Origin of the sequence: Campylobacter sp. IFREMER_LSEM_CL2256, from assembly GCF_025771645.1 — a bacterium.
Taxonomy (GTDB): Bacteria; Campylobacterota; Campylobacteria; order Campylobacterales; family Campylobacteraceae; genus Campylobacter_D.
In genome coordinates this window covers 56,920-69,112 of the sequence record NZ_JAKMQQ010000008.1, presented here as the reverse complement: position 1 = coordinate 69,112, position 12,193 = coordinate 56,920, and the positions used below count along the sequence as shown (strand labels likewise).

General features: G+C 29.7%; 13 protein-coding genes and 1 tRNA gene. 8 read left to right on the top strand and 6 right to left on the bottom strand.

Going from position 1 to position 12,193, the window contains the following annotated elements:
* Nucleotides 1-33: 33 nt before the first annotated feature.
* Nucleotides 34-110, top strand: a tRNA-Arg gene (locus L8U00_RS05440).
* A gap of 6 nt (nucleotides 111-116) precedes the next feature.
* Here L8U00_RS05440 and tgt read toward each other — a convergent pair.
* The 4 genes from tgt to folD all read right to left on the bottom strand — a co-directional run bounded on the left by tgt (nucleotide 117) and on the right by folD (nucleotide 4,349).
* Nucleotides 117-1,235, bottom strand: coding sequence for a tRNA guanosine(34) transglycosylase Tgt (tgt, locus tag L8U00_RS05435; protein WP_263708801.1), 1,119 nt, complete (start codon nucleotides 1,233-1,235; stop codon nucleotides 117-119).
* A gap of 88 nt (nucleotides 1,236-1,323) precedes the next feature.
* Nucleotides 1,324-2,490 carry a pyridoxal phosphate-dependent aminotransferase gene (locus tag L8U00_RS05430; RefSeq protein WP_263708800.1) on the bottom strand — a complete coding sequence of 389 codons (1,167 nt, stop codon included), beginning with the start codon at nucleotides 2,488-2,490 and terminating at the stop codon, nucleotides 1,324-1,326.
* Nucleotides 2,491-2,655: 165 nt separating this feature from the next.
* Nucleotides 2,656-3,504: a signal peptidase I gene (gene lepB, locus L8U00_RS05425; RefSeq protein ID WP_039617949.1), complete on the bottom strand. Its 849-nt coding sequence runs from the start codon at nucleotides 3,502-3,504 to the stop codon at nucleotides 2,656-2,658.
* A complete protein-coding gene (folD, locus tag L8U00_RS05420; RefSeq protein WP_263708799.1) occupies nucleotides 3,501-4,349 on the bottom strand; it encodes a bifunctional methylenetetrahydrofolate dehydrogenase/methenyltetrahydrofolate cyclohydrolase FolD in 849 nt (282 codons plus the stop codon). Before folD ends, lepB begins: the two co-directional genes overlap by 4 nt.
* Before the next feature lie 79 nt (nucleotides 4,350-4,428).
* Here folD and L8U00_RS05415 point away from each other — a divergent pair, with 79 nt between their 5' ends.
* The 7 genes from L8U00_RS05415 to L8U00_RS05385 are packed head-to-tail and all read left to right on the top strand — an operon-like array spanning nucleotide 4,429 to nucleotide 10,225.
* Entirely contained in the window at nucleotides 4,429-4,773 is a 345-nt protein-coding gene (locus L8U00_RS05415) for a c-type cytochrome (protein ID WP_263708798.1), read from the top strand.
* Nucleotides 4,770-6,047: a glutamate-1-semialdehyde 2,1-aminomutase gene (gene hemL / locus L8U00_RS05410; RefSeq protein WP_263708797.1), complete on the top strand. Its 1,278-nt coding sequence runs from the start codon at nucleotides 4,770-4,772 to the stop codon at nucleotides 6,045-6,047. Before L8U00_RS05415 ends, hemL begins: the two co-directional genes overlap by 4 nt.
* A complete protein-coding gene (locus tag L8U00_RS05405; RefSeq protein ID WP_263708796.1) occupies nucleotides 6,044-6,322 on the top strand; it encodes an AtpZ/AtpI family protein in 279 nt (92 codons plus the stop codon). The genes hemL and L8U00_RS05405 overlap by 4 nt, the downstream gene beginning before the upstream one ends.
* Entirely contained in the window at nucleotides 6,306-6,791 is a 486-nt protein-coding gene (locus L8U00_RS05400) for a hypothetical protein (RefSeq protein ID WP_263708795.1), read from the top strand. Before L8U00_RS05405 ends, L8U00_RS05400 begins: the two co-directional genes overlap by 17 nt.
* Complete coding sequence (locus tag L8U00_RS05395) at nucleotides 6,788-7,981, top strand: MFS transporter (protein ID WP_250325593.1); 1,194 nt, start codon at nucleotides 6,788-6,790, stop codon at nucleotides 7,979-7,981. Before L8U00_RS05400 ends, L8U00_RS05395 begins: the two co-directional genes overlap by 4 nt.
* On the top strand, nucleotides 7,971-9,932 hold the full coding sequence (locus tag L8U00_RS05390) for a flagellar hook-length control protein FliK (RefSeq protein WP_263708794.1): 1,962 nt from the start codon (nucleotides 7,971-7,973) through the stop codon (nucleotides 9,930-9,932). Before L8U00_RS05395 ends, L8U00_RS05390 begins: the two co-directional genes overlap by 11 nt.
* A gap of 2 nt (nucleotides 9,933-9,934) precedes the next feature.
* Nucleotides 9,935-10,225, top strand: coding sequence for a FlhB-like flagellar biosynthesis protein (locus L8U00_RS05385; RefSeq protein WP_039617937.1), 291 nt, complete (start codon nucleotides 9,935-9,937; stop codon nucleotides 10,223-10,225).
* On the opposite strand, the gene L8U00_RS05380 is transcribed toward L8U00_RS05385, so the two are convergent.
* Both L8U00_RS05380 and L8U00_RS05375 read right to left on the bottom strand, forming a co-directional pair.
* A complete protein-coding gene (locus tag L8U00_RS05380) occupies nucleotides 10,200-11,009 on the bottom strand; it encodes a phosphatidylserine decarboxylase (RefSeq protein WP_263708793.1) in 810 nt (269 codons plus the stop codon). The two genes, L8U00_RS05385 and L8U00_RS05380, sit on opposite strands and share 26 nt — an antisense overlap.
* Nucleotides 11,010-12,140 carry a metallophosphoesterase gene (locus tag L8U00_RS05375; RefSeq protein ID WP_263708792.1) on the bottom strand — a complete coding sequence of 377 codons (1,131 nt, stop codon included), beginning with the start codon at nucleotides 12,138-12,140 and terminating at the stop codon, nucleotides 11,010-11,012.
* Nucleotides 12,141-12,193: the final 53 nt, after the last annotated feature.

Below are 12,193 nucleotides of genomic sequence, written 5' to 3'. Positions count from 1 at the left end.
AAGAATTTTTTGATAAAATTACTCTTTTATTTTGCGCCCATAGCTCAGCTGGATAGAGCATTTGATTGCGGTTCAAAAGGTCAGAGGTTCGAATCCTCTTGGGCGTACCACTTTACTTACATTCTTTGTCTATAAAATTCCTTTCTAAAATTTTCAAATTCATCTTTGATAATAGCTTCACGCATTTGCTTTACCAAATTTAGATAATAATGCAAATTATGAATACTTGCAAGTCTAAAAAAGGTTAATTCTTTAGCTTTAAATAAATGATTTAAATAAGCTCTTGAAAAATTCTTACATGTATAGCAAGAACATTTACTGTCTATAGGAGCATGATCAGTGATAAAATTTGCTTTTTTGATATTAAATTTTCCAAAGCTAGTAAATAAAGTTCCATTTCTTGCATTTCTTGTTGGCATCACACAATCAAACATATCAACACCTCTTGCTACATTTTCTACTAAATCTTCAGGTGTACCAACTCCCATTAAATATCTAGGACGATTATTATCTACATAAGGCATCATAGCCTCAACCGTATCATACATAGCCTCATTTTCTTCTCCTACGCTCAATCCACCTATAGCAAGTCCATCAAAATCCATCTCACAAAGTGCTTGAGAACAAATTTTTCTAGCTTCAAAATCCGTTCCACCTTGGATAATACCAAAGATATTTTGCCCTATTCCTACACCTTGGTTTTGCTTTAATTTATGATAATCAATAGCTTCTTTTGCCCATTTTATAGTACGTTTTAAAGAAAGCTCTATCCTTTCTTTACTTGCAGGCAAGGCCACTAAATCATCTAAAATCATCATAATATCTGAGTTAAAATCATACTGAGCATCTAAAACACTTTGCGGGGTAAAATAATGCAAACTTCCATCAATATGACTTTTAAATTGAATTCCTTTTTCATCAGGTTTGGAATTTTTACTTAAAGAAAAAGCTTGAAAACCCCCACTATCTGTTAAAAAAGATCCATTAAACTTACTAAAACCATGCAAGCCACCCATTTGTTTAATCACCTTAGAACCAGGCCTTAAATACAAATGATAAGTATTTGCTAAAATGATTTTTGCATTTAAAATTTCACTCATATCAACAGCATCTAAACTTTTAATCGCAGCCAAAGTTCCAACTGGCATAAAGATGGGAGTTAAAATTTCACTATGTGTAGTTTTTATACGACAAGCTCTAGCATTTGCACTTTTATATTGAACTTCAAATTCCATTGATTTTCCTATATTTTTTGCATAATCATACCAAAGACTTGCTTATAAGTTTTTTGAAAGAAAGCCTGTTTTTAACAGGCTTAAGATTTTAGTAATTTTTTACAAATTCAACGATTTTTTCACAACCTTCAATGATATCTTTTTCATTAGTTGCATAAGAGAGCCTAAAATACCCTTCCATACCAAAACCTATGCCTGGTACTAAAGCTACTTTTTGCTCTTCTAATAATCTTTTACAAAATCTCATAGAATCACTATCAACTTCCTTGCAAGAGATAAATAAATAAAAAGCTCCTTGTGGAATTTGTTCTAATTTTAACTTATCGCTTTTAGCTAAAATTTCACACGCTAATTCTCTACGCTTTAAAAAGGCTTGTCTCATCATTTCAATATCACGATCTGCTTTTCCAAGCAAGGCTGGTAAAGCTGCATGCTGAATGATTGAGCAGATATTTGAAGTGCTTTGTCCTTGTAATTTTTTAACAGCATTATTAAACTCACTCATTTTGCTTGCCATATAACCAAAACGCCATCCTGGCATAGCACCACATTTACTAAGACCATTAATACTTACAGTTCTATTTAAAGCATCTTCGCTCACTTGCGCAAAAGCACAAAATTCTCCATCATAAACTAATTTTTCATAAATTTCATCACTTAAAACTACGATTTTAGTTCCCTCTAAAACCTTAGCTAAAGCAGTAATTTCTTCTTTAGAATATATAGCACCTGTAGGATTTGATGGGGAATTAAACATCAAAACCTTTGTTTTTGAAGTAATAGCTTGTTTTAATTGCTCTGGAGTGATTTTAAAGCCATTTTTTGCTTCACCTTCTATAAATACAGGAGTTCCACCTGCAAATTTCACCATTTCAGGGTAACTTACCCAATAAGGACTTGGTATGATAACCTCATCACCTTCTTCAACTAAACACTCAATCGCCATAAACAAAGAATGTTTAGCACCAACATTGGTAATGATTTCGCTTGCTTTATATTCTAAATTATTATCATTTTTAAATTTATATTGTATAGCCTCTATAACTTCTTTTATACCAACAACTGGCGTATAAGCTCCACAACCTTTTTCAATGGCTTCAATTGCTGCTTTTTTAATGATTTCTGGAGTATCAAAATCAGGCTCACCTGCTGAAAAACTAATAATTTTTTCACCATTTGCTTTTAAAGTTTTGGCTATATCAGTCATTACTAAAGTTAAGGATTCTCCTAAATTTTGAGATCTTTGACTTAGCATTTTTTATCCTTTATTTTTTTTGCTTTGATTTTTATTTGTGTTAATTGTTACAACTTGGAGCTTAAAAAAATCTGCGAATAAAATTAAGAGTGTATATTTTTATAAATTTGTGTAGAAACTATACATTTTCTACACATAAAAATTTTACATTGTTTCTTTGAGTAATTATTCCAAAGCTTCTATATCGCTTTCATTATGATGGATAAAACGCTCATCTTTTTCTATAGTTTCAACCAAACGCCCTACTCTTTCCCATCTAACTTTTTTATTTTCATCCCATGAAAAATAAATAAACCAAGGTTGACCAACTATATATTTATAATCTACACTTCCCCAAAATCTACTATCGCTAGAGTGATCACGGTTATCTCCCATCATAAAATACTCATTTTCAGGCACTTTATAATAATAAGCATTAAAACCATAAATATTATTAGCACCTAATTCATCAAAAGAAGCGGGCTTCATAGCAAATTGACCTAAATTTAAATAGCGAAAAAATACACTTTCTATATCCACTCTAGAATCATAATGTATTCCTTTTTCTACAAAAGGTTCTTTTACAAAAAGCCTTCCGCCTATGATTTTTGTTTTATTAGGATAATAATCTTTCATATATTCATCACCCTCAACCATACGCACATATAAGGTTTTATTTGCAAAAACAACCTCATCTCCGCCCTTAGCCACACATCTTTTTACATAGTGGATTTTTGGCTCATGCGGATATCTAAATACTACAATATCTCCTCTTTTAGGACCTTCAGCGCTTACTAAATGTCCATTTTTATTAAAATCAGGTAAAACAGGTACTTCTATCCAAGGAATATGTGGAGTTGGAATACCATAGGAGAATTTTTTTACAAATAAAAAATCTCCCACTAATAAAGTATTTTTCATAGAACCACTTGGTATGGTAAAAGCTTGTATAAAGAAAAATATAATCAATAAAACAACTATTAAAGTTCCTGTCCAAGATTGCGTGAATTTATAGATTTTTTTCAAAAAATTCATTTTTTAATCCTATTTTTAGCTGATTTTATAGTATTTTCTAAAAGCATTGCTATAGTCATAGGCCCTACCCCACCTGGCACAGGAGTGATATAACTAGCTTTTTTGCTTACATTTTCAAAATCAACATCACCTACTATTTTTCCATCAACCCTATTAATCCCTACATCAACTACTATCACACCCTCTTTAACCATATCTTCTTTTAAAAGATTTGGACAACCTGCCGCTACGATGATAATATCAGCATTTTTTGTATAAGCTTTTAAATCTTTTGTATAAATATGACAAATACTCACACTAGCATTAGCATTTAATAAAAGCGTAGCCATAGGACGACCTACTATATTAGAAGCTCCTATTACAACTACATCAGCACCTTGTAATTTTATATCGTAATGCTCTAAAATTTTCATAACACCCAAAGGTGTACATGGCAAAAAACCACCTTTTAAATTTAAATTTAAATTCCCGACATTAAAAGGATGAAAACCATCTACATCTTTATTGAAATTAATACTTTCTAGAATGATATCTTTATTAATATGTGCTGGTAATGGAAGCTGAACTAAAATTCCATCAACACTATCATCATGATTTAAGGTATTAATCAAAGCCAAAAGCTCATTTTGAGTTGTGTTTACATCAAGTCTATAAACCAAAGACTTAATCCCGCATTGCTCACAAGCCTTTGCTTTAGAACCCACATAAGTAGCACTAGCAGAATCTTCACCTACTAAAATCACGGCCAAACAAGGCTCTATACTTTGGGTTTTAAGTTCTAATACTTCTTGTTTTAGATTATTTTTTATCTCATCACTTAGCTTTTTACCATCTAAAAGTGTCATTTCTTTCCTTAAATTTATAGCTTTCTTTAACTTAAAAAATTGTATCATAATAAAACTTCTTTTTTGTTAAAGGTGATAAATGAAAATTATTTTATTTTTGTTTTTTATAGTTTATGGTGTTTGGGCTGAAGATTTTATCTCACCTAAAGAATACCAAGAATCCCTTTACAAAAATCCAAGAGGCATAAGTTGTGCTAAATGTCATGGTGATGGAGAACAACAAATACTAGGATATTATACTAAAAATGGAGAAAAAACTCCTTTTATAGTGCCAAGTATTAAAAACACTCCTTATACACGTTTTAGAGAAATTCTAAGCCAACCTCAGGAGGCAAAAAGCATTATGCCGACTTATTCATTAACAGAAGATGAGATGAAATCGCTTTATGATTATATTACTAACAATAAAAGGAGTAAAAAATGAAAAATAATAAAAAGGCCTTTGAAGAAGCTTGTGAATATATAGCAGGCGGGGTTGATTCTCCTGTGCGTGCTTTTGCAAGTGTAGGTAGCAATCCTTTATTTATCAAGCAAGGAAAAGGTGCTTATATTAGTGATATAGAAGATAATACTTATATAGATTATGTACAAAGTTGGGGGCCTTTACTTTTTGGACATTGTGATGAGGATATTGAAAAAGCTTGTAAAAAAGCACTAGAACACGGTTCAAGCTTTGGTGCACCAACCCTAGCTGAAACTAAATTAGCTAAATTTATCCTAAAAGATTGGCCACATTTAGACAAAATACGCTTTGTAAGCAGTGGCACAGAAGCTACTATGAGTGCTATTCGTCTTGCAAGAGGATTTAGCAAAAAAGATAAAATCATCAAATTTGAAGGGTGCTATCATGGGCATTCTGATTCTTTACTAGTAAGTGCTGGAAGTGGCGCCGCTACTTTTAACACCCCAAGCTCACTAGGAGTATTAACCGATGTAGCTAAAAATACTCTAGTAGCTATTTATAATGACATTGATAGTGTTAAAAACTTAATCAATAATGATGATAATATAGCTTGTATCATTATAGAGCCAATTGCAGGAAACATGGGCTTAGTACCTGCTAAAATAGAATTTTTACAAGAGCTAAGAAAACTATGTGATGAGCATCAAATTCTTTTAATTTTTGATGAAGTTATGAGTGGTTTTAGAGCTTCATACCTAGGCTCTTTTGGAATTAATAATATAAAAGCTGATATAGTAACTTTTGGTAAGGTTATAGGCGGAGGTATGCCTGCGGCTGCTTTTGCTGCAAGAGCTGAGATTATGGATTTATTAAGTCCTTTAGGTGGAGTATATCAAGCAGGAACACTAAGTGGCAATCCTCTTGCTATGGCTGCAGGCTATGCGAGCTTAAAAAAAGCAAGAAATTATGAAGGTTTATATGAAAAATTAGAAAAACTAGGCAAAAGACTTACTCAAGGCTTTAAAGAAGCTGCAAATGATTGTAAAATTCCTTTGCAAGTTAATTGCGTTGGTTCTATGTTTGGATTTTTCTTTTGTGAAAACCCTGTTAATAATTATCAAGATGCTTTAAAATCAGATACTAAATTATTTGCTAAATTTCATGCACAAATGCTAAGCAAAGGCGTGTATTTGGCACCATCTCAATTTGAAACAGGTTTTATATGTGAATGTATGGATAAAAAAATCATTGATAAAACCATACAAGCAACACAAGAAAGTTTTAAAGCCCTATGAATAAAAGACAAAAAATCATTCGCAAAGGTATAGAAGCTGCAGATGGATTAAGCCTTGGCATATCCATGGTTGTAGCTGTTTTAATCGGGGTTGGTATAGGCTATTTTTTAAAAAATTTAACTGCTATAGCTTGGCTTTTTTGGGTAGGAGTATTTATAGGAGTAGCTGCGGCGATTTTAAATGTTTATAAAGCTTACAAAGCACAAGTAAAAAGCTATGAGGAATTTAAAGAAGAAAATCGCTATAAAGATTTAAAAAATGATCCTAAAGCCTAAAATTTTACTAAAACTCTTGCTAGGATTGAATTTACTTTTCTTAGCAGGAGTTTTTTTCTATAAAGAATTAAGCTTTAAAACCTTTATAAGCTTTGAATTTGGCTTTTTGGCTCAAAATTTAATCATTCTGATATCTTTTTTAAATTACAAAAATTTTATTTATAAGGCTGCTAAAAATTACACTTTTACTCAAAGACCCTTGCAAATTTTTGCTAAAAAACAATATTCTTTGCCAAAAATTATAAAATTTATCCATATAGATGACGATTTAAAACCAAAATTTAAAAGTATTTTTAAAAACACATTAGCTTTTTTTTCTTTGTTTAAAATTTTTGCTTATGTGTTTTTAATAGCAGGATTTTTATTTTTAGAGTTTCAAGGCTTAATGAGTATTTTTGCCTTGTTTTGTGCAATGTTTGTCACACCCATAGCGGTATTAATATATAATTTTTTAATAAGAAAATGTTGAGCTCAAAAAGAACGATTAGATCATTAACTGCATTGTTTTTTGGTATGATTTTTGTTTTTATAGGAAGTGCTTTAACGGTAAATTCTATAGCAATTATTTTAAAACATAACGATGTTAGTAATTTTTATATAGGGATAATAGGAAGTTGTTATTTTCTTGGTGCTATGGTAAGCACTATTAGTGCTCATAGGATAGTCTCTAAAGTAGGACATATAAGATCTTTTGGAATTTTTGCCATCATTTTTGGTATAGCCACTATGCTTCATAGTTTAAACTCTAATCTTTATTTTTGGATGGTTTTGAGATTTTTGCTTGGTTTTTGCTATTATGCACTTTTAATGGTCATAGAATCATGGCTTAACGAAAAAGCAAAAAATGCTATTCGCTCAAGAGTAATAGCCTTTTATGAAGTAGTATTTTACTCATCATCAGGCTTTGGAATTTTACTTATGTCATTTGATTTCCCAAGTAATACAGTATTTATTTTAAGCGCTAGTTTTATTATGTTTGCCTCTATTCCTTTATTTTTAATCCGTATTAAAGAGCCGGTTTTACCACAAAAAACCAAAATTTCCATCCCTAAAGTTTTTGACATAGTGCCTTTAGCTTTAGTGACAAGCTTTATAGCAGGTATGCTTTTGAATGGATTTTTCTCCATGGCTTCTTTATTTATACTCATACAAGGATTTGGCGCAAAAGAAGCTTCGATTTTTATATTTTGCACCATGTTAGGAGGATTTATATCTCAACTTTTCATCGGAACCCTTTCTGATAAAATTAGTCGTAAATTTGCTATTATTTTATGTGCTTTTACAGCTTTAAGTGCTATGCTTTGTATTTTATTATTAAGCTATAATATTTATTTAAAATACTTTTTTGGCTTTTTACTGGGTATGGGAATGTGTTGTTTATATGCTCTTTCTTTAGCTAGAGCAAATGACATGCTTGAAGATTCTAGCAAAAGAGTTGAACTTGGCAGAGCCGTTCTTTTTACTTATTCTTTTGGTGCTTTATTTGCGCCTGCTGTGCTTGGAACTTTGATGTATTATTTTGAAGGCAATGGTTTTATGTATTTTTACATCGTTTTATTAACTGTTTTAATTGCCTTTGCTATAGATAAACCAAAATTTAAAAATCTAACCAAATTTAAAAGAAAACCAGGTAATATGGTAATGCTAGATGATAACTAATATTTCTAACAATCAAAATCAATTTGTAAAAAACGAAACAAATAAAGACAACAAAAGTGAAAAATCGGACAAAAAAACCTCACTTAATGATGCTTTAAAAAATCCTTTATTTTCTAAAAATGATCCTGAAGTCAAATTACCTAAAGACTATGTAAGCAAAATCGATCAAAAATTACAAGAATTATTAAATAAACTTTTAGATCAAATCAAAACCAACAAAGATCCTGATTTAGCAGTATTAAAAAATCACAAAGATTTAAATTTTGCACCTAATTTTGCTAATGAAGTTAAAAAACTTCAAGCAGAGCTTTCTAAAAATCCTGAATTTGAAAAACTACTTAAAGTTTTAGAAGATCTAGTTAAACCCGCTAAAGATATCAACAATAAAAATCTTTCATCTTTGGTAAAAAATTCAGGTGTATTTTTAGAAGCAAAACTCAATCATTCTTTAAAAGAGCAAAATTTACCACAAAGCTTTTTTAATCTTTTAAATACCATAAAAGGCGCTACAAGTGAAAATTTAAAACACGATATAAGTAATTTAGATCTTAAAAATCTTGACACCACAAGCACCTTAAAAGAACTTATTCACATCTTACAAAATCACAAAAAAGATAATAAAATTTCTTTAGAAAATACAAACTACAAGACACTTTTTAAACTATTTGATAAAATAGAAAATTTTAAAAACTATATCAATAAAAATCCAAACTCCATTAGTCAAGAAAAGCTACAAAATATTGCTAATAATTTCATTAAAAATCTCAGTAAAAATTTAGCACTTATCAACAAAGAACTAGCCAAACCTGAAAATATAAAAATTCAAAATACACATATATTAAAAGAACTTAGTCAAAGCATTAAAGATCTTATAACACTTTTAAAAGACATAAAAAATCATAAAAACAAAACTGAAATAACACAAGAAAATTTAAATAAAACTCCACATACTAAAGACATCAAAGAAAAATCAAAAGAGGAAATAAAAACTCCGCAAAAAAACACAGAGGATAAAAAAGAAGCTCAACAAAAACAAGAAAGCATGACAAAAGATAAAGAAATTCAAAACACAAAAGAAGAAAAAACGCCACAAAAAAATACTGAAGAACCAAGCAAAAATGATAACAAAAGTCAAAATTTACAAACAAATAATACTAAATTAGAAGATATATTTAAAAGCACTTCGGGCAAAATTTTACTAGAAGATATTTTCAAACAAAATGTAAGTAAAAATCTTAATTTTAGTCAAAATTTACAAGAAGAGCTTTTAAATAACCTAAACAAAGAACTAGGCCTAATAGGAAGAAAACTCAATGAGGTTTTAAAAGCTTTAGATCCTAAAAATTATGAAGCAAAAAATTCTTTAGATGATATAAAAAATATAGAAAAAAAATTAGAACTTTCTATAAAAGATCTTGGAAAAATTACTCCAAAAGATACCGCAGAAATTTCTTCAGAATTGCAAAAAGACATTAAATCCACTCTTTTGCAAGTTTCTAATCTGGCTAAAAATTTAGACAATGAAAGCATACTAAATCAAGCAAATCGTCTTATAGCTCAGCTTGAGTTTAATCAGCTTTTATCTTTGGCTAATAATAGCATTCATACTTTTTTACCTTTCTTTTGGGATGATTTAGAAAAATCTAATGTAGTTTTTAAACGTGGCAAAAAAGATAAATTTTATGCGCAAATTAATCTTGAATTTGAAAAATTAGGAAAAATCAATGTATTTTTATCTCTAAGTAATGATAAATACATTGATATAAATATGATGATAGAAAATGTTAATTTTAGAAAAAAACTTTATGAAAGAGCACATGAGTTAAAAAAAGCCTTGGTTAAAGTAGGACTTCTAAGCTCTAATTTTTTCATCAGCGATATAGTTAAAAGCAAATTTCACAATCAAGAAGAATACAATGACTTTAATATGGGTTTTGATACAAGGGCTTAAAAATGGCTAAAAAAACAAAAAAAGCCGTTGCACTAGGTTATAACAAAGAAGATCAAAATGCACCAAAAATCTTAGCTAATGCCAAAGGTGAAAACGCTGCTAAAATCATCTCTTTAGCCAAAGAAAATGGCATACCCATAAAAGAGGATAAAGACTTAGTAGAAGTTCTTAGCAAGCTTGACTTAGGCGATGAAATCCCACCTAATATGTATAAAGCGGTGGCTGAAATTTTTGCCTTTTTGTATAAAGTTGCTAATGAAGATGAGACTAAGCAAAATCCGCAATCTTCTTAGAAAATTCAACTTGCTCATAAGCGTTTTTACTAAATTTTAAAAACCCTTTTTGGGCAATTAAAACTATCGTCGAACCTAGCTCAAAATTTCCAAGCCTTTGACCTTTTTTTACAAAAAGCCCATCATAAGTATGAGTAAAATCAAAATTTGCAGCATTGGTTTGTATACTAGTATCAAAGCTAAAATGCATTTTACCTACATTTAGCGCACCCACAAATATCATCCAAAGTATAAATTTTCCTTCCACTAAGCACTTTAAAACCACTCTTTCATTTTTAGTATAAAGGTTTATAATCTTAGCCAACTTTGCCTCACTCACACTAAATAAAGCCCCGCTCATATAAGTAGCACTTAAAATTTGCATATTACAAGGTGCGTGATAATGATGATAATCTTTTGGAGATAGATAAATATTTGCATAATCTATGCCATTTTCTAATTCTTCTTTGCTAGCTGAGTTTTTTAAAAGCTCTTCTATGCTATAACTTGAACCTTTAATGCTAAAGGCTAAATTTTCTTTTAAATCATTTTGAAAACTACTTCCAAGTTCTAAAATTTTACCATCACTTGGACTTATAAAGCCATCTTCTAATTCTCGCTCATTTAACAAAGTTCTTGTAAATAAAGCATTTAAGCTCTCATATTCTTCTAAGGATTTAAATTCACTCATATTGATATTAAAAGCATTCACATAAGCTTTATTAATGTTTTTTTGTATGATTTTTGGAAATTTATATTTTGCTATGATTCCAAATATTTTTGAAGCACTATTGCTAAATCCCACTCATTCTCCTTTTAATCTAATCAAAGCTATCTCACTAGGAGCTAAAAATCTCACAGCAGGCCCCCAAAATCCAGCCCCACTGCTTACATAAAGCAAACTATCTTTGCTTAATTTATAAAGCCCATACACAAAGCCTTGCTCTAAATATACTAGCAAAGAAAAAGGGAAAATTTGTCCTGCGTGTGTATGTCCTGATAAAATCAAATCAAACCCACTCACATCATAAGTTTTTACATATTTTGGCTGATGCGTGATTAAAATATTAACTTTTTCTTGATTGATTTGAGTTTTAATTTTTTCTATATTGCTTTCTTTAAAGCCCAAACGTTTAGCAGCCAAATCCAAAGTCCCACTTAAAGTAAAATCTCCAAAATCAATACTTTCATCTTCTAAAACTTTGAAATTTTTAAGCGTTTTAAGCTTTTTGCTTATTGCATTTATATCATTATAATACTCATGATTTCCATAAACAAAATAAGTACCATATTTTGATTTAAAATTTTCTAACAAATTAATATAAGACATACTAGCAATATCTGCATCGATTAAATCCCCAGCTATAATGACTATATCAACATTTAAAGCATTAACCTCATCAATCAAGGTTTTTAAAAAATCTTCACCTAAATTTTTCCCTAAATGCACATCAGAAAGCAAAGCTATGTTTAAATCTTCTTTTAAATTTTTAATTTTAATATCTACCTCATTAACCTTAGGTGTGCTAATAGCATTTACAAAGCCTTTAAACACCATACTAACGCTAAGTATAATAAGCCAAGAATCAAAAATTAATTTTAAAAACTTTCTTCTTTGAAGGCTAAAAATTTGCTCTTTTTTATTTTCGTTAAAGAAAATCCAAGAACCAATTTCAAAAACCACTCCAAAAAGCAAGAAAAAGCAAGTAATAGTAGGAAAAATAGCTAAAATATAATAAAGCTTTTCATGCAAAAAATCCCCACGCATATTTACAAAAAAGATTAATTCACATGCAAAAACTATTAAAACAAGAGCTAATACAAACTTCTTATAAGGTTTTAAAAAATCAACCTTACTTAAAAATCTTTTATAAATATACCAATTTGCCAAAGCAAAAAATAAAACTAATAAAGTAAAAAAAACAAACACTCTCATAGCGTAATTTTATTTAAGCAAAATTAATACTTTTTAAAGTAAAATCGCAAAAA